The sequence below is a fragment of the Clostridium sp. genome (assembly GCF_021443865.1).
GTDB lineage: Bacteria > Bacillota > Clostridia > Clostridiales > Clostridiaceae > Clostridium.
Genome location: NZ_JABUTB010000027.1, coordinates 1 through 18,785 on the forward strand (window position 1 = coordinate 1; position 18,785 = coordinate 18,785).

Genomic DNA, 18,785 nt, shown 5'->3' on the forward strand with positions numbered 1-18,785 from the left:
CTTGGAATGATGGCTATGACATATGGTTATGTATATGTAGCACAAATTTCTATGGGAGCTGACAAGAACCAAACTCTTAAAGCAATAGCTGAAGCTGAAGCTTATGACGGTCCATCATTAATCATTGCTTATGCTCCATGTATAAGCCATGGTATTAAGACTGGTATGGCTAACAGCCAAGAAGAATCTAAGAGAGCTGTTGAATGTGGATATTGGGGATTATATAGATACAACCCAAGCTTAATTGGAACTAAGAATCCATTCTCATTAGATTCTAAGGAACCAAAAGCAAGCTTCAGAGAATTCTTAATGGGAGAAGTAAGATATGCTTCACTTGCAAAAGCATTCCCAGAACAAGCAGAAGCTTTATTTGCTAAGACAGAACAAGATGCTATGAATAGATTAGCAGGCTACAAGAGATTAGCTGAACAACAATAGTTTATAAATAAGGAGCTATTTAGCTCCTTATTTTTTTAATTTAATATATATAAGGAATATAATTTAATTCTATTTTTAAGTTTAAAAAACATATTCCTTAGTACTTATTAAAAATAATATAATAAATTTAAAGGTTTTACTTTTATTTTTTAGCAAATAAGGGTAAAATTAAAGAGAATATTAATCTCATTAAAGGAGGATTATTAAAATGGATAATGAAAAGAAATGTGGATGTGGTCATGACCACGAACATGAACATGAACATAACGATGGATGTGGATGTGGAGAAGATCATCAAGAACACTTTGTAGTAGATTTAGAAGATGATAAAGGTAATGTAATATCATGTCCAATAATAGATGCATTTGAATTTGAAGAAAATGAATATATTTTAGCTCAAGATCCTAACGAAGATTCAGTATACTTATTTAAATCAACAGAAAATGGAGAATTAATAATTCCAGAAGAAGATGAATTTGACAGAGTATCTAAATTCTATAGTGAAGAATTAGGCGACGAATAGGATAAAAAGACACGAAAGTGTCTTTTTTTATTTACATCCTTTTTATTGTCATTTTATATTAATAGTGATATATTCTTAATATAAACTTAAGAAATAGGGTGTTAATATGAAGTATGCAGATTTACATATTCATTCTAACTATTCAGATGGTAGCATGTCACCTGAAGAAATAATTGATAATGCTATTAAATTAGGAATTAAAAGTATTTCTATAACTGATCATGATTGTATTGCTTCTCAATATGTTACTAATAAGAGTTATCCTGATATTAAAGTCATAACAGGTATAGAGTTAAGTTCTGAATTTGAAGAAATGGAGTTACATATATTAGGTTATTTCATAGATATAAATAATATAGAATTAATAAATACTGTAAATAAACTAAATAAGGAAAGAGCAGAAAGAATTAATGAAATACTTTTTAAGCTAAAAAAAGAAGGCATTAATTTAAATATTGAAGATTTAGAAGTAGATTTAAACTCTACTGTAGGAAGAAGTCATGTTGCTAACGCAATGGTTAGAAGAGGATATTACGATAGTTATAAAGTAGCTTTTACTAATCACTTAGTTAAAGGAAAGGATTCTTATGTAAAAGGATATAAACTAAGTTATAAAGAGGCTATTCAAGTAATAAATAACTCAGGAGGTATAGCTGTATTAGCTCATCCTGGACAAATATATAAATCCTTAGAAGTAGAAAATATAATTAAAAATTTGAAGTTTTTTGGATTAAGGGGAATAGAAGTATATCATCCTAGTCATTCTAAAGAACAAACAAATAATTTTTATAATTTAGCAAAAAAGCATAAGTTATTAATTACAGGTGGTAGTGATTTTCATGGTAAAGAAGGAACAAAAGATAACTCAATGGGAAGCTATGGAATAAATGAAAATTTATTAAATAAATTAATTAACTTAAGTAAGTAAATGGGGGAATATCAATGGATTTATCTATTAAGGCAAAAGAAATTAGTCCATCTATAACATTAGAAATTACAGCTGTAGCAAAATCATTAAAAGAATCAGGTATAAATGTAATAAGCTTTAGTGCAGGTGAACCTGATTTCAATACTCCGGAAAATATAATAAATGCAGCAGTAAATGCTATGAAGGATGGTAAAACAAAATACACGCCAACTAGTGGGGTTTTAGAATTAAGAAAGGCTATTTGTACAAAGTTAAAAAATGATAATCAATTGTCATACGAACCAAGTCAAATAGTAGTATCTACAGGGGCAAAACAAAGTTTAGCTAATGTTTTCTTTGCTATATTAAATAAGGGTGACGAAGTAATTATTCCAACTCCATATTGGGTTAGTTATCCAGAACTTATAAAGCTTGCAGACGGAGTTCCAATTTTTGTTCATAATTTAGAGGCCAATGATTATAAATATAAAATTCAGGACTTAAGAAAGGTAGTTACAGAAAAAACTAAGGCAATATTATTAAATAGTCCGAATAACCCTACAGGAAGTATATATTCAAAAGAGGAACTTATTGAAATTGCAGAATTTGCAAAAGAAAATGATTTAATAATAGTATCAGATGAAATATATGAAAAGTTAATTTATGATGAAGATAAGCACATCAGCATAGCTTCTATATCAGAAGATGCTTATAAGAGAACTGTAGTAATTAATGGATTATCTAAAGCTTATGCAATGACAGGTTGGAGAATAGGATATTCTGCTTCTAGCGAAGAAATAGCAAAATTAATGAGTAATATTCAAAGTCATGTAACATCTAATATTAATTCAATTTCTCAATATGCAGCAATAGAAGCTTTAACTGGACCTCAAGACAGCCTCGATAAAATGGTTGAAGAGTTCAAAATAAGAAGAAATTATATGGTAGAAAGACTTAATAAAATAAAAGGTATTTCTTATATTATGCCTAAGGGAGCATTTTATATTATGGTTAATGTAGGAGAATACTTGGGTAAATCTATATCAAATAATTTAATTGATTCTTCCTTAGCATTTTCAAAAAGCTTATTAGAAGAGGAACAAGTAGCGGTAATACCAGGAATAGCATTTGGCCTAGATGATTATATAAGACTATCTTATGCTACTTCTATAGAAGTTATTAAAGAGGGATTAAATAGATTAGAAAACTATTTAAAAAGATTAAAATAAATTAGATATGCTGTCTTAGGACAGCATATTTTTTTGTACATATAATAGTATATTTTTTGTTTAATAATAGTAAATTTTAGTATATAATTTAATTGTGACAATCATAGGAGGAAAAAAGAAATGGAGAAATTGGCATTATTTGATGTAGATTATACTATAACGAGAAAAGAAACATTAATGCAATTGTATAAATATGTAATATTTAAGGACTTTAAAAATATTAGATTTTTACCTAGAGCTATTTATTCTGGAATTATGTATAAGATAGGATTATATGATGAAAGAAGAGTAAAGGAATGTTTTCTTAAATTTATAGATAACATAGATGAAAAGGATTTGGCTATTTTAGTTAAAGAATTTTATAGTGATGTATTAGAGAAAATTTTATATAAAGATGCAATAGAAATGATAAAGAAATTAAAAGGTGAAGGATATATGATATATTTAATTTCTGCATCTCCAGAATTCTATTTAAATGAGTTTTATGCAATAAAAGAAGTAGATATGGTAATTGGAACTAGATTTTCTATGGATGGTGGAAAATTCATTAGAAAAATGCATGGGGAGAATTGTAAAGGAGAAGAAAAGGTAAAAAGATTAAAAGAAGTTTTAAAAGAGAAAAATATAGATATTGATTATAAAAATTCATATATGTTTTCAGATTCACTATCTGACAAACCTCTTTTAGATTTAGTTGGTAATGCATATTTAATTAATTATAAAAAGAAAAGTAATTTTGAAATATTGAAGTGGAAATAACTAGGAGGAAAGATATGGAGGCAATTTTAAGTTATTACTTAGAGGATGGTCATTTAGAGTCTGTTAAGAACTATACAAATGATTCATCAGAAAATGGGAGAATTATTTATGAAGTAATAAGGGTAATTAATAAAGTTCCTTTATTTTATGAAGATCATCTAAAGAGATTAGAATCATCTTTTAGATTAATGGAAAAAACTTTTTCTTATAATTACGATAAAGTAAGAGAATATTTAACTAAATTAATTGAAGCAAATGGAATAGAAAATGGAAATATAAAGCTTACCTTTGATGTTAAGACAGATACTATGAAAGTATTTAGTATAAAACATAATTATCCAAGTGAGGATTTATATAAAACAGGAGTAAAGACTATATTATTTCATGGTGAAAGAACTAATCCAAACGCAAAGGTAGTAGATAGTAATTTTAGAGGGAAAGTTACTGAGAAAATTAATAAAGCTTCTGCTTTTGAAGCTATACTTGTAAATAATTCGGGATATATAACAGAAGGAAGCAAATCAAATATTTTTATGATTAAAGACGATGTTCTGTATACATCACCACTAGAAGATGTATTACCAGGAGTTACTAGAGGAAGAATAATAGCTGTTGCAAAATCACTAGAAATAAAGGTTGAAGAAAAAAATATTAATTATAAGGATATTGAAAATTTTGATGCTATGTTTATATCTGGAACATCACCTAAAATACTTCCAATATCAGCTGTAGATAACATTAATTTAAGAATTGATAATAAAATAATGCAATTACTTATAAAAGAATTTAATGAAGAAATAGAAAAATATATAGAAAAATTTAGAAAATAACTATTACCATAAATTTAATATAATTCAAAATAATGAAATATTATGATATTATTTATTATAGTGATTAAAATAAAAAGGGGGAACTATTATAAATGAGTGAAAATGAAATAATAACAAATGAAAATGGAAGTGTTCGTGTAAAAGAAAATAAAATAATAGTGAAAAATCCCATTGGAAATGGTAATTTTCCTATAATTGTTCCACCACTAAAGGAAGGCCTTTATATAAATGGAGAAGTTGTAACTAGGCCTTCAAAAGTTAAAGAGGAAGATGTAATTGAATTTAGGGAAGTAAAAACAGAATATGAGAGAAGTATTGAAATAAACTACAGTAAAAATAAAATGGAAGCCTATATTTCAATAAAGTGTAAAGGGGCAAAAAAATACATTTTAAAAGATATGGATGAAGTATATAGTTTATCCTTAGAAGTAATAGAAGAGGAGGGGGAAGCACCTCCTAATATTACTAAAGAAGATTTAATTTTTGAATTAAAGAAAATGAAAATCTCTTATGGGGTAGATGAAGAAGCCATAAATCAAATAATAACCATGCAGGAAGCAGAAAACTTGTTAATAGCAAGGGGAAAGCTTCCTACACCACCTATAGAAGATAAGATTAATATATTTTTTAATAACAACAATAGAGACTATGAAGAAACTGAAAAAATAGATTACAGATCATTTAATACTATAACAAGTGTTAAAGCTAATGACTTATTGGCCGAAATTATAAAAGGAGAAAAGGGAATAGATGGAGTAAATATATTTAATGAAGTCATTCCTGGAAAACCAAAGAAAAAGAGTAACTTTTCAGCAGGAAATGGAACAACATTAAATGATAATTTAATTATAGCTACCATTGATGGAAAACCGAATTTTAGTAAAAATAAAGTGTGGGTAGAACCACAGTATATTTTAAATAAGGATGTGACTATTTCTACTGGAAATATAAATTTCCCAGCTAATGTAGAGATTAATGGCAAAGTTACTGAAGGTATGAAGGTGATTTCTGGAGGAAGTCTTTTAATACGAGGTGGGGTCTTTAGTGGCGAAATAGAGGCTAAAAATTCAAGTAATATCTTAGGAAATATAGTTAACTCTAATATAAAGATTGGAGGAACTAATTTAATAAAAAATGATAGAATTAACACCTTAAAAGAATTAAAAGAAATATTAATTTCTTTAGTGTCAAATTTACAGTATTTAAAGAGTAATAATTTAATAAGAGATAATTTATCTATTGGATTATTGATTAAGTCAATAATAGAAAAGAAGTTTAAAGGTTTATCTAAAATACTAATTAAGATTATAGCGAATGCAGCAAAAGACGAGGCAAAGGAATCAGATGTAGTGAAATTAGTAAAATCTAAACTTTTAGGATCTGCACCAAGTAGCATTAAAGATATCTCTGAATTGGAAAAGATACTTAATAGCATTGAGGAAGAACTTATAGAGTTAGAAAGAGATGTTATTATTGAAGCCAATTTAAATATGGAGTATGCTCAAGAATCAAAAATTAATGTAGTTGGTAATATTAATATATCTGGAAGAGGATTATTTACAAGCGAATTATATGCTACTAAGAGTATTGTATTTACAACAGATAGAGTAATTTGTAGAGGTGGATATTTAAAAGCAGATGAGTTAATAAGGGCTTCTATAGTTGGTAGTGATTCAGGAGTAATCACAATTTTAGAAGTAGGTAAGCATGGAGAGATTTATGTTGATGTTGCTTATCGTAATACTACTTTTGTAATTGGGAATAAAAAGTATATTTTGGACAAGTCATCAAAAAATATTCATGTGTATATTGAAAAAGATGGTAACTTAGTAGTTGATAAGCTACTTCTATAGGAGGGTATGTAAAATGAGAGAAATAAAAATATTAGTTTTTAAATTAGGGAATGAATTATATGCAACTGATATTATGGAGGTAGAGAGAATTTTAGGATATGAAGAACCTACCATACTTCCAGATTCTCCAAGCTTTTTAGATGGAGTAATAAACTATGAAAATAGTGTTTTACCTATTATTAATCTTGTAGACAAATTTAAATTAAAAATGGAAAATTCATTAGATAAGAAGATAATTGTTGTAAAAAGGTATGATGGTAAATTTGGGATTTTAGTTGATAGTGTTAGTGAAGTAGTAAGTGTTTTAGATGACGAAATTAAAAATCCAGAAAGTATTGCAACTTTAATTTCAAAAAGATATATAAAGGGCTTTATAAAGAAGAAAGAAAGTATAATAATAATGCTTGACTTAGAGAAAATTTTGACAATTGAAGAAGAAGAAATTATTTTTCAGGGGTGAAATTCTTGAATGACAAAAAAGAAGTTAGAGTTGGAATAGCAGATAGTGCAATAGTAGCCTCCCCAGATAAATTAATTACAATGGGTTTAGGATCCTGCGTTGGAATAGCTTTATATGATAGAGAAAAAAAAATCGCAGGATTAGTACATATTATGTTACCAGATAGTAAACAATTTAAAAACGTAGTAAATCCGTTAAAATATGCGGATTTAGGTGTGGAAATATTATTTAATGAAATGCTTACTTATGGATGTAAGAAGGAAAATATTATAGCAAAAATAGCAGGGGGAGCATCCATGTTTAATTTTTCAGATAAAAAAGTTATTAGTGACATAGGGAAAAGAAATGGAGAAGCAACTATTAATGCTATAAAGAAATTATCCATTCCTATTATGGGAGAAGATATTGGAGGCAATAAGGGCAGGACTATGATTGTAGAGAGCGAAGATGGCTTAGTAATGATTAGAAGTATTGGTAGTGGTTTAAAGAATCTCTAAAGGAGGTTTTCAGTATTGAGGAATGAAAATAAAGATATAATATTAATAGGAGCCTCTACTGGTGGCCCAAAGGCTATAGAAAGTATAATAACTAAATTAACTAGGGAATTAAATGCTACAGTATTAATTGTGCAGCATATGCCTAGTGGTTTTACTAAATCCTTTGCTGAAAGGTTAAATAAGAAATGTTATTTAGAGGTTTTAGAAGCTAAGGATGGTATAAGGATAGAAAAAAATAAAGTGTATATAGCTCCAGGGGGATATCATATGACAGTTAAGGAAACTGGAATTATAAGATTGAATATGGAAGAACCAATATGGGGTGTTAGGCCAGCAGTAGATAAACTGTTTATATCTGCTTCATCAGTTTATGGAAATAGGATTATATCTGTTATACTTACAGGTATGGGAAAAGATGGTGCAGAAGGAACAATTGTTGTAAAGATGAATAAGGGAATAACGATTTCTCAAGATGAAAGAAGTTCGGTAATTTATGGAATGCCAAAATGTGCATATGAAACTGGATGTGTTGATTATGTGCTTCCATTGCAGGATATAGCTTCCAAGATAAAAGATTTAATTAAGAAAAATTAGGAGTATATATGGAATTTATAGATTTTCATAATTGGATTTATAAAGAATTTAAAATAGATTTAAATGCTTACAAGCCTGAACAGTTAAATAGAAGAATAGGAAGCTTAATGACAAGAAATGGTATAGAAACCTTAAATGAATATAAACAAATTCTTTTATCTAATAAGGAACAAAGAGAAAAATTTCTAGATTTTATAACTATAAATGTTACTGAATTTTTTAGAAATCCAGAATTATTCTTTGAGTTACAGGGAGTTATAAGAGAATATAGCAAAGATATTTCAAGACTAAAAATTTGGAGTGCTGCCTGTTCTATGGGCTGTGAGCCTTATAGCATAGCTATGATAATTGATAATATAAGTCCAAATCTAAAGGCAGATATATTGGCAACAGATATTGATAAAAATATTTTAAGAAAAGCTAAAGCTGGAGAGTATCAATCTGTAGAAATGAAAAATGTAAATGAAGCTTTTAAAAGGAAATATTTTAATTTAAAAAATGATAAGTATGTTATAAATGAAAAAATTAAGTCAATGGTCACATTTAAAAGCCATGATTTAATATTAGATAAATATGATAACAATTTCGACTTAATAGTATGTAGAAATGTAATAATTTATTTTAAAAATGATGTTAAGATAGCAATATTTAAAAAGTTTTCAGATTCATTAAAAAAAGGTGGAATGTTATTTGTGGGGGCCACAGAAAGTATATATAATTATAAGGATTTTAATTTAGAAAAAGTATCTACTTTTGTTTATAAGAAAGTATAGAGGGGTGAATAATATGGATGTATCTCAATATATGACTATGTTTTTGGAAGAATCAATGGACAACTTACAAACTTTAAATGAATCATTATTAGTTTTAGAGCAAGAACCCAATAACATAGACAAACTAAATGAAATATTTAGAGTAGCTCATACTATTAAAGGGATGGCAGCAACTATGGGGTTTAATAATATAGCAGAGCTTACTCATAAAATGGAAGATGTTTTATCAGAATTTAGAGAGGGAAAACTTAAAGTAACTAGAAATGTTGTTACTGTATTATTTGATTGTCTAGATACACTAGAGAGAATGGTAAGTAATATAGAAGAAGGAAATGAAAAGGAAGTAGAGTATTTAAATATCATTAAAGCATTAGAGAAAGTAGCAAAAATAGAGGATTTAAATGAAGTAGAAAACACAGAAATTAATGACTTAAATGAAATTAATAATTCAATTAACATAGCCTTGAATGAATATGATATATCAGTTATTAAGCAGGCTAGAAAAAATGAATATAATGGAATAAGTGTAAAAGTATATTTAAGAGAAGATACTTTACTAAAATCTGCTAGAGCATTTTTAATAGTACAAGAGTTAGAATCTCAAGGGGAAATAATTAAATCTTTTCCATCTACAGAGGATATTGAAAATGAACAGTTTGATACAGAGTTAATCTTTGTTATAGTGACAAGAAATTCTAAAGAAGATATACAAAGATTAATAACTAATGTTTCTGAAGTATATAAAGTAGAAACATCTTATGTGGAAGTAGATGATTTTAATGAAGTTACAGTAAGTGATAAAGATTTATTGAATGAAGTTAAAAAGTTATCAGAAAATGTTCAAGTAGAAAGCCAAATTATTGAACCAAAAGAGATTAAAAAGGATAATAATTCTTCAAAAAAAGCTCATCAATCAGTAAGAGTAGACTTGCAAAGAATTGATAGGCTTATGAATATGGTATCAGAACTAGTAATTTATAGAACTAGATTAGAACAAATAGTTATTGATGATAAATCACAAGAACTAATTGAAACTTTAGAGCAAGTAGAAAGAACAACTTCCGATTTACAAGATCTAGTTATGAAAATTAGAATGTTACCATTAGAAGTAGTATTTAATAGATTCCCTAGAATGATAAGAGATTTGTCTGTGGAGCTTAAAAAGGATATTAATTTTGTAATAGAAGGTTCAGAAACAGAGTTAGATAGAACTGTTATAGATGAAATAGGGGAACCTTTAATTCATCTTTTAAGAAATGCAGCAGATCATGGAATAGAAGGCAAAGAAGAAAGAATAAAAAATGGTAAAGATCCTATTGGAACAATTAAGCTTGTAGCATATCAGGAGGGTACTAAAGCATTAATTAAAGTAAGTGATGATGGTGCTGGTATAAATGTTGCTAGAGTTAAAGAAAAAGCAGAAGAAATTGGAATAAATACAGAAGGACTAAGCGATAGTGATATAAAAAATCTTATATTCGCTCAAGGATTTAGCACTAATAAAATAGTTACAGACATTTCAGGAAGAGGAGTTGGAATGGATGTAGTAAAAAGTAAAATTTCATCTCTTGGTGGAACAGTTGACGTAGTTAGTGAGAAGGATAAAGGGACAAGTTTTATTATTAAATTACCACTTACTCTTCAAATAATTCAGGCCTTACTTGTTAAGATAGGGGATGAAACATTAGCGATTTCATTAGGATTTATAGATAGAGTTATAGATTATAAAGAAGAAAGAGTGAAAAAGACTAATGGTGAAGAGGTTATTGTTTATAGAGATAACGTAATCCCATTAATTAGGCTTAATGAAAGATTAAATATAGAAAGTAAAGATAGTAATAAAAAGTTTATTATTATAGTCAAAGTAGGAGAAAGAACAGTAGGATTACTAGTAGATTCCTTATTTGGACAGCAAGAAATAGTAATTAAGCCTTTAGGTAAGTCATTAAAATCCTTAAAAGAATATATTGGAGCTACTATTTTAGGAAATGGATTAGTAACATTAATACTTGATGTTGCAGCATTAATATAGAAGGGAAGAGTTTTATGGACTACCAAAATTTAAGTTCATTTCAATTAGATGCGTTAAAAGAAGTTTCTAATATAGGAGCAGGAAATGCAGCAACTTCATTATCAATTCTTCTTGGAACAAAGATAGATATGTCAGTTCCAAATATGAATTTAATAGCTTTTGATGAATTATTCAATAGCTATAAAGAAAATGAAGTAGTAGCAGTATTAGTGAAAATCTTAGATGATATAGCTGGTAGTGTCTTATATATATTTGATGAAAAAGTCGCTCTTAATATAATATCAAAGATGACATTAGTACAAGAAGATACTTTAAGTGAAATGGGATTTTCCGTAATAGGAGAAATAGGAAATATTATATCATCTTCATTTATGAATTCTATTGCTGATTTTACTGGGTTAAAGGTAACAGCTTCAGTACCAGCAGTAGTAAATGATATGATAAGTGCTATACTTGTATCTACATTTGTAGAAACAGGACAATATCAAGAATATGTTTTAGATATAGAAACTTTATTTATGGGAGAAGAAGAAAATAATATTCAAGGACATTTTTATTTCGTACCTTCTCCTGGATCATTAGAAAAAATATTAGAATCACTAGGAATAAAATAGTTGGAGGGTTTAAAATGAAAAGAGTTTTAATAGTCGATGATGCTGCATTTATGAGAATGATGATAAAGGACATATTACAAAAGAATGGTTTTGAAGTAGTAGGTGAAGCTAGCAATGGAATAGAAGCAGTTAACTTATATAAAAAGGAAAGACCTGATGTTGTAACTATGGATATAACTATGCCAGATATGGATGGGATAGAAGCTGTAAAAGAAATAAGAGCTTTTGATTCAGGCGCAAAAATTATTATGTGCTCTGCTATGGGACAACAATCTATGGTAATGGATGCTATTAAATCAGGAGCAAAGGACTTTATTGTAAAGCCTTTCCAAGCAGATAGAGTTTTAGAAGCTATTAGGAAGGTTGTTGGTTAAATAAAGTTAGGAGGCAGATTGAATGCAATTTGTAATATTTAAATTAGGAGAAGAACATTTCGCTGTGGAAGCTGATAAAGTATTAAGTATTAATGATATGATGAATATTACTAAGGTTCCAAAAGCTCCTAATTATATAAAGGGGTTAATTAATTTAAGAGGAAGTATAAAATCATTAGTAGATTTAAATTTGTTACTTAATATTGAGTCAGATAAAAAGCAAAATAATATTATTATACTTAAGGCTAATGAAGAAGAGTTAGGAATAACTGTAGATGAAGTAGAAGAGGTTATAGATATTGAAGAAAATAAGCTTCAAAAATTAGAAACTCATAGTACTGAAGCTAATATAAAAGGAATAATAAATTTAGAAGATAAATTGTTGACTCTAATAAATATAGAAAGATTACTTAATCAGTAAAAAGTGAGGGATAGAAATGGCAGAGGTACTTAGTCAAAGTGAAATAGATGCTCTTCTTTCTGCCTTATCTACAGGAGATGTTGAGCCAGAGCAGTTAAAGGATAAAGAAGAAAAGCATAAAATTAAAAAATATGACTTTAGAAGTCCACAAAAGTTTTCAAAGGACCATATAAGGACATTAGAAATGGTTCATGATTCCTTTGCAAGGATAGTAAGTAACTATCTTTCAGGGCAACTTAGAAAGCATGTGAAAATTGAAATACAAAGTGTGGAACAAATTACCTATGAGGAGTTTGTTCACTCTATTCCTAATCCTACTATAATAACAATATTTAAAATGAATCCACTACAAGGAAATCTATTGCTTGAAATGAATCCACAATTTTCATTTCAAATATTGGATATACTTTTAGGTGGTACAGGACAAAGATATGAGAAATCTAAGGAATTCTCAGAAATCGAGAAAAATATAATATCAAATATAACAACTGAGATGATAAAGTCTATGGTTATGGCTTGGGATGGAATATTAGATGTAAAACCAGAATTTGAATTATTAGAAACTAATCCATCAGCAAATCAAACCTTAGCACCTAACGAACCAGTTGCTTTACTTAGCTTTTTAGTAGAGCTTGGAAAAAGTAATACATATATGAATTTATGCATTCCTTATTTAAGTGTTGAGAAAGTACTAGATAAGCTAGTTGTACAATATTGGTTTAAAACTGATGATGAACTAAATGATGAATCACAAGAAAAGCTGAAAAAGGGAATTGAACCTGTAGAAGTAAATATGTATGCAGAATTAGGTAAAACAGAAATAACAATAGATGATTTCTTAAAGCTTGTTAATGGAGATGTTTTAATATTAGATTCTCAATGTAGTAATCCAGTTAAAGTATTTGTAGAAGGAAATGAGTGTTTTATAGGAAAACCAGGATCTATAGGAAAGAATATGGGAATTGAAATTTTAGATATTTTAAATAAGGATGTGATTGAGAATGAGTAGCAGTTTTTTATCTCAGGAAGAAATAGATTCATTATTAAAGGGAACAGGGGAAGAAACAATAACAGAAACAATAACAGAAATAGATAAGGACTTATTGGGAGAAATAGGTAATATATCTATGGGGTCAGCATCTACAGCATTATATCAGCTTATAAATAAACAAGTAAATATTACAACACCTAAGGTTAGAGTAACTACTTTAAAAAATATAAAAGATGGTTTTAATTATCCTAATATTATATTAGATGTAGAATATACTTCTGGAATAACAGGAAGAAATATTTTAATTATGCAAACTACAGATGCTGCTGTAATTGCAAATCTTATGATGGGGGGAGAAGGAGTAGTTTCTACAACGGAATTGTCTGAAATAGAAGTTAGTGCGGTTCAAGAAGCAATGAATCAAATGATAGGATCTGCAGCTACTTCAATGGCAACCATGTTTGATAGAGAAGTAAATATTTCTCCACCTAAATCAAGAATATGGAAAGAAATAAATGAAAAAGTTTCCGAATCAATACCAGAAGATGAGGAAATAGTTGAAATTTGTTTTGATTTAACAATAGAAGGATTACTTCAATCTAATATGATGCAAATATTACCTTTAGATACAGCGAAAAAAATAGTTTCTATTATGATGGGAGAAGAATCATATGAAAGGGAGGACGCTAAAGTGGATGTTAATGTAGAAAACAATAATGTATTTGCAGAAAATGAAGTTGTTTCAGAGCCCATTAATTCTGGATATAATGAAGCAGCAGTAACATCAGCACAAAAGGGGAATATGGAAAATTCTATAAAAGAAAAATCTATTGAAGTACATGATGCTAGCTTTGAATCCTTATCTCAAGGTATGAAGGGAGAAGCTCATAGGAATATAGACTTAATATTAGACGTTCCTTTAGAAATTTCAGTAGTCCTTGGAAGAACTAAAAAAAGCATAAAGGATATTTTAAATTTAAGCACAGGTTCTTTAATAGAATTAGATAAATTAGCAGAAGAACCAGTAGAAATACTTGTAAATGGTAAAAAAATAGCCTATGGTGAAGTAGTAGTGGTAGATGAGAATTTTGGAGTTAGAATAACAAGCATTGTTAGTGGAGCAGAAAGAATAAAATCTTTAAGATAGTAATACATATGGTGTACAGGGCATAATGTAAAATTTTTAATGAGAGGCTGTTTATACAGCTTCTTTTTTCTTACACTATATTTATTAATTATATAAACATAATAACTAAAGTTTATTGATTTTTTAATTAGAATAACTAAACTTTTAGGCGAGAAAAACGATAAATACCATATAAGATATTGTTGGAGGGAATTATGAATATAAAAGGAGTTAATTATACAAATGGAATTAATTATTATAACAAAGTTACTTCTAATAAAATAGATAAGATTGAAAAAGAAAAAGCATATGACAGAATAGAAATATCAGAGGCTTCTAAAGCTTTAAAGGATTATTCCATAGATAATAATTATAATAATGAAAAAAGAGTTAGGGAAGTAAAAAATGAAATTTCAAATGGAACATATTCTTATGATGCTAGACTTATCGCAAGAGGAATATTAGAAGAAATGAAAGGTAAGAAATAACAATGGTAAGTAATTTAAAGGAAGTTCTTACTTTAGAAGAAGAAAAGTTAAGGGAATTATTAGCCTTACTAGATAAACAATACAAACTTATCTTAGGAAAAGATATTTTTGGAATGGAAGCAGTAGCGGAAGAAATAAAACTAAAAAACAAAGAAGTAGCAGAAGTTGAAGTAAATAGGAGAAGAATTTTAGGTAATACTTCCATAAGGGATTATATAAGTAACTCAAATAGTAATGATTTAGATAATTTATATAGAAAAATTCAAAAATTATTGAATGAAATGACATTACAAAAGGATACAAATGAATTATTAATAAAGCAGCAATTAAGTTTTACTAATAAGATGCTTAATTTAATAAATCCAAAGAAAGATGTAACTACTTATAATTCTTATGGAAGTGTAAGAAGGTAATGAGAAATTGGAGGAAAGATTATGTCAGGATTGTTTTCCACATTTAATATAGCTAAAAGGGGAATGAATGTACAACAAAAAAGTATAGATGTAACTTCGCATAATATTGCTAATTCTAATACAGTTGGATATTCAAGACAAAGAGCAAAAATAGAAACTAGTAGGCCTTTCGGAGGCACTTCTATGGGATCATCAGTTCAAGCAGGACAACTTGGAACAGGAGCTCAAATTCAAGCAATTGAAAGAGTTAGGGACAGTTTTTTAGACTATCAAGTTAGAGGGGAAAATGCAGTACTTGGAAAGTACGATATGAGAAGTAATTACTTATATGAAGTTGAAAGTGTATTTAATGAACCTTCTAATACAGGATTATCAACATTAATGGGAAAGTTTTTTGATGCCTTTCAAGAACTTTCAAAGCAACCTAATAGTTCAAATTCTAGAACAGTAGTTGCACAACAATCAGCAGCCTTAGCTGATGGATTAAATGCTACTTATACTAAGCTTGAAAATCTTCAAAGTAATACTCAAGATATGCTAAAGAGTACAGTTACAGAAGTAAATAGTATTTTAGAACAATTAGATAGGGTAAACCAAGAAATTATAAGTGTTACTGTATCAGGAAATGCTCCTAATGATTTAATGGATAAAAGAGATTTATTATTAGATGAATTAAGCTACAAATTTGGCATTCAAGTAGATAAAAGAGAGTTTAATGGTATAGATGTAAAGCCTACTGAAGTAGGTGGTATGAAGGCTTCATTGTTAGTGAATTCAAGCCCAAATGGAGATGTATCAAGATTTTCTTATGTGACAAATGTTGAGCAAGATAGAAATGATTTGTCGGGAAGAACTTATATAGTTACATACTATAAAAATGGTAACATGGATAGTGAAAATAATAAGCAAACATTAAAAATATCTGGAATAACACCAGAGCAAGCTAAGGAAATTAAAGATAATAGAATAATATGGGCAGATAAGACGGGACAAGCAGCTAGAGGAGACGGATATCCAATTAGAAATGGAGATACTGTAAGCTATTCAGAACTTATGGTATTTAAACCTGAAACAGGAAGTACAAGTGGATTAGTATCTGTACAAAGAGATATTGAAGATTATATGAATCAATTAAATAAGTTAGCTAAATCCTTAGCTTTTTCAGTTAATGCTATCCATAGTGGAATAGAAGATCCATTAAATAATACTGGAGTAGTGGATAAAGATTATTTACCTTACTTTGTTAATAAGGACATAGCTAAATATAGAACAAATGGATTGCTTTCAAATCTAGATGAAACCTTAAAGGGTGAGGAAGAAATAACTGCAAAAAATATTTCTATGAATACAGAAATTCTTGAAGATGTAATGAAGATAAAAACTAGAACCCATGATGATTTATTTGCATATACTCATCAAAATAATATGGATGGGGATGGAGATGGAGCAAGAGCACTATCAATTGCTCAGCTTAGAGATTCATTAATTAGAATTCAAGATATAAATGAAACTGTAGTATCTAGAAAAGATATGTTCGATAAATCTAAGGGTGGAAATACACTTTCTAATAATGGATTAAAAGTAGAAAATAGTACATCAGGAATGAAGATGGACTCATATTTTAAAGACACCATAGATAGACTTGGAGTTCAAGCACAGGAAGCTCAAAGAATGGTTACTAACCAAGAAGATTTACTATATAGCATAGAAGAAACTAGAGCTTCAGTTTCAGGTGTAAATTTAGATGAAGAAATGGCAAATTTAGTACAGTTTCAACATGCATACAATGCTAATGCAAAGATAATATCAACTGTAGATGAATTACTTGATGTAATAATAAATAGCTTAAAGAGGTAGGAGGAAGATAAATGAGAATTACAAATCAAATGATGTCTAAAAGCTTCTTAAGAGATCTTGGTAGAAATCAAAATCATATGAAAAAAATAAATGATCAGCTTACTTCTGGAAAAGAAATAAGGAGACCTTCTGATAATCCTTTTAAAGTTGCAAGAAGTATGCAATTAAGTAGAGATATTGGAGCTAACTCTCAATATAATGAAAATATTAAAGATACTACAAATTGGTTAGACACAACAGATACAGCTTTAGAACAATTAGGAAATAGTTTTCAAAGATTTAGAGAACTTATGATATCAGCAGGTAATGCAGCTTATGGTAGTGATGAAAAGAAAGCCATAAAGGATGAAATGAATGAAAAAGTAAATGAAATAACTCAAATACTTAATTCAAGCTTTGATGGAAAATATATATTTGGAGGAACTAAAGTTAATTCTAAGCCTGTAGCAAGTAGTAGAAATATAGAAACTAAAAACAATTATATTAATTTATCAGGAAATGAAGGAGAAGTTCTTTCATTGGATAACTTAGATGAAAGTGTTCAAAATCAAATTAATATGATTGGTAAAAAGCTAAATGTAGAAATTTCTCAAGGAGTAACTATGGAATATAGTGTATCAGCTACTGATATACTATTGTTTAAAGATAAAAAGGGTGTATCTTTAAATGTAATGGATCTTTTAAAAGGAATTACAGATGATATAGACTCTGAAAACCCTGATAATAGCAGTAAGGTAACAAATGAATATTTAAAATCTATGGATGAAACCATAACAAATCTTTTAAAGATTAGAGCAGAAGTAGGTGCAAAACAAAACAGAATGGAAGCTGCAGGGGATCAAAATGATGAGCAAAACTTTAATTTAACAGATATTCTATCCCAAACAGAAGATATAGATTTTGCACAAAAAAATATAGAAGCAACAGTAGCACAAAGTGTGTATATGGCATCACTTCAAGTAAGTGCAAAGATTATACAACCATCACTTTTGGATTTCCTAAGATAGGAGAAGAGGAATATGGAAATATTATCACCAATACATGGAACAATAGTATATGAAGTAGATGAAATAATTACCTTCGAAAAGGGAGTTCCAGGATTTCAAGATTTAAAGAGCTTTATTATTAAAGAAGTGGGAGAAGATAGTCCTTTTAGCATACTTCAATCAATAGAAGATAAAGAAATAGGATTTATTTTAATTTCTCCATTTTTGGTTAATGATAAATATGAAATAGATTTAAGTAAGGAAATAATAAATAATTTAAAAATAGAATCTCCAGATGAGGTGCTATTATACTCAATAGTTACCTTAAGTTCAAATATGAAGGAAATAACTGCAAATTTAAAAGCCCCAATAATTATTAATTTAAATACCAAAAAGGCAGAACAATATATAATAGATAAAGATACATACAAAATTAAAGAAAAAATATTTAATTAATAAAAATTTTATCTATAATTAAAATATAGGTGCTAGCGCACAATGTAAAATTAATAATGAAAAATGTAAAATTGAGGAATAAACTCCTTTAGGAGTTTACATAAGTATTTTTGTAATTTGTTTCAAATTACTTCAATAATTCTTCATTTTACATTCTAAATTTT

Annotated in this window: 21 protein-coding genes and 1 pseudogene; all 22 read left to right on the forward strand. The window is 28.2% G+C overall.

What is annotated here, in order from left to right:
* Window positions 1-438, forward strand: a pseudogene (locus tag HUJ77_RS06025) (pyruvate:ferredoxin (flavodoxin) oxidoreductase); the annotation flags it as partial.
* Between the two features lie 208 nt (window positions 439-646).
* Complete coding sequence (locus HUJ77_RS06030) at window positions 647-961, forward strand: DUF1292 domain-containing protein (protein WP_291707675.1); 315 nt, start codon at window positions 647-649, stop codon at window positions 959-961.
* A gap of 106 nt (window positions 962-1,067) precedes the next feature.
* On the forward strand, window positions 1,068-1,889 hold the full coding sequence (locus HUJ77_RS06035; protein ID WP_291707676.1) for a PHP domain-containing protein: 822 nt from the start codon (window positions 1,068-1,070) through the stop codon (window positions 1,887-1,889).
* A 14-nt stretch (window positions 1,890-1,903) separates the two neighbouring features.
* Window positions 1,904-3,097 (forward strand): pyridoxal phosphate-dependent aminotransferase, encoded by a 1,194-nt coding sequence (locus HUJ77_RS06040; RefSeq protein ID WP_291707677.1) that lies wholly within the window; start codon window positions 1,904-1,906, stop codon window positions 3,095-3,097.
* Between the two features lie 120 nt (window positions 3,098-3,217).
* Complete coding sequence (locus tag HUJ77_RS06045; RefSeq protein ID WP_291707678.1) at window positions 3,218-3,856, forward strand: HAD-IB family hydrolase; 639 nt, start codon at window positions 3,218-3,220, stop codon at window positions 3,854-3,856.
* A 14-nt stretch (window positions 3,857-3,870) separates the two neighbouring features.
* The gene (locus tag HUJ77_RS06050; protein WP_291707679.1) at window positions 3,871-4,686 is read left to right on the forward strand and encodes an aminotransferase class IV; all 816 of its coding nucleotides are present in this window, start codon (window positions 3,871-3,873) and stop codon (window positions 4,684-4,686) included.
* Window positions 4,687-4,778: 92 nt separating this feature from the next.
* The gene (locus tag HUJ77_RS06055) at window positions 4,779-6,539 is read left to right on the forward strand and encodes a flagellar assembly protein A (RefSeq protein ID WP_291707680.1); all 1,761 of its coding nucleotides are present in this window, start codon (window positions 4,779-4,781) and stop codon (window positions 6,537-6,539) included.
* A 13-nt stretch (window positions 6,540-6,552) separates the two neighbouring features.
* The gene (locus HUJ77_RS06060) at window positions 6,553-6,999 is read left to right on the forward strand and encodes a chemotaxis protein CheW (protein WP_291707681.1); all 447 of its coding nucleotides are present in this window, start codon (window positions 6,553-6,555) and stop codon (window positions 6,997-6,999) included.
* A 5-nt stretch (window positions 7,000-7,004) separates the two neighbouring features.
* Window positions 7,005-7,496, forward strand: coding sequence for a chemotaxis protein CheD (locus HUJ77_RS06065; RefSeq protein ID WP_291707682.1), 492 nt, complete (start codon window positions 7,005-7,007; stop codon window positions 7,494-7,496).
* Window positions 7,497-7,511: 15 nt separating this feature from the next.
* The gene (locus tag HUJ77_RS06070) at window positions 7,512-8,090 is read left to right on the forward strand and encodes a CheB methylesterase domain-containing protein (RefSeq protein ID WP_291707683.1); all 579 of its coding nucleotides are present in this window, start codon (window positions 7,512-7,514) and stop codon (window positions 8,088-8,090) included.
* Between the two features lie 8 nt (window positions 8,091-8,098).
* A complete protein-coding gene (locus HUJ77_RS06075) occupies window positions 8,099-8,863 on the forward strand; it encodes a protein-glutamate O-methyltransferase CheR (RefSeq protein WP_291707684.1) in 765 nt (254 codons plus the stop codon).
* Window positions 8,864-8,876: 13 nt separating this feature from the next.
* On the forward strand, window positions 8,877-10,895 hold the full coding sequence (locus tag HUJ77_RS06080) for a chemotaxis protein CheA (RefSeq protein ID WP_291707685.1): 2,019 nt from the start codon (window positions 8,877-8,879) through the stop codon (window positions 10,893-10,895).
* Window positions 10,896-10,909: 14 nt separating this feature from the next.
* Window positions 10,910-11,509: a chemotaxis protein CheC gene (locus HUJ77_RS06085; protein ID WP_291707686.1), complete on the forward strand. Its 600-nt coding sequence runs from the start codon at window positions 10,910-10,912 to the stop codon at window positions 11,507-11,509.
* Window positions 11,510-11,523: 14 nt separating this feature from the next.
* Entirely contained in the window at window positions 11,524-11,883 is a 360-nt protein-coding gene (locus HUJ77_RS06090; RefSeq protein WP_291707687.1) for a response regulator, read from the forward strand.
* Between the two features lie 22 nt (window positions 11,884-11,905).
* Window positions 11,906-12,304: a chemotaxis protein CheW gene (locus HUJ77_RS06095; RefSeq protein WP_291707688.1), complete on the forward strand. Its 399-nt coding sequence runs from the start codon at window positions 11,906-11,908 to the stop codon at window positions 12,302-12,304.
* A 16-nt stretch (window positions 12,305-12,320) separates the two neighbouring features.
* Window positions 12,321-13,313 (forward strand): flagellar motor switch protein FliM, encoded by a 993-nt coding sequence (gene fliM / locus HUJ77_RS06100; protein ID WP_291707689.1) that lies wholly within the window; start codon window positions 12,321-12,323, stop codon window positions 13,311-13,313.
* The gene (gene fliY / locus HUJ77_RS06105) at window positions 13,306-14,442 is read left to right on the forward strand and encodes a flagellar motor switch phosphatase FliY (protein WP_291707690.1); all 1,137 of its coding nucleotides are present in this window, start codon (window positions 13,306-13,308) and stop codon (window positions 14,440-14,442) included. The genes fliM and fliY overlap by 8 nt, the downstream gene beginning before the upstream one ends.
* 194 nt (window positions 14,443-14,636) lie before the next feature.
* Window positions 14,637-14,909, forward strand: coding sequence for a flagellar biosynthesis anti-sigma factor FlgM (locus HUJ77_RS06110; RefSeq protein WP_291707691.1), 273 nt, complete (start codon window positions 14,637-14,639; stop codon window positions 14,907-14,909).
* Between the two features lie 2 nt (window positions 14,910-14,911).
* Entirely contained in the window at window positions 14,912-15,322 is a 411-nt protein-coding gene (gene flgN, locus HUJ77_RS06115; protein WP_291707692.1) for a flagellar export chaperone FlgN, read from the forward strand.
* 21 nt (window positions 15,323-15,343) lie between these two features.
* The gene (gene flgK / locus HUJ77_RS06120; protein ID WP_291707693.1) at window positions 15,344-17,179 is read left to right on the forward strand and encodes a flagellar hook-associated protein FlgK; all 1,836 of its coding nucleotides are present in this window, start codon (window positions 15,344-15,346) and stop codon (window positions 17,177-17,179) included.
* A gap of 11 nt (window positions 17,180-17,190) precedes the next feature.
* Window positions 17,191-18,186, forward strand: coding sequence for a flagellar hook-associated protein FlgL (flgL, locus tag HUJ77_RS06125; RefSeq protein ID WP_291707694.1), 996 nt, complete (start codon window positions 17,191-17,193; stop codon window positions 18,184-18,186).
* A gap of 12 nt (window positions 18,187-18,198) precedes the next feature.
* A complete protein-coding gene (gene fliW, locus HUJ77_RS06130; RefSeq protein WP_291707695.1) occupies window positions 18,199-18,621 on the forward strand; it encodes a flagellar assembly protein FliW in 423 nt (140 codons plus the stop codon).
* Window positions 18,622-18,785: the final 164 nt, after the last annotated feature.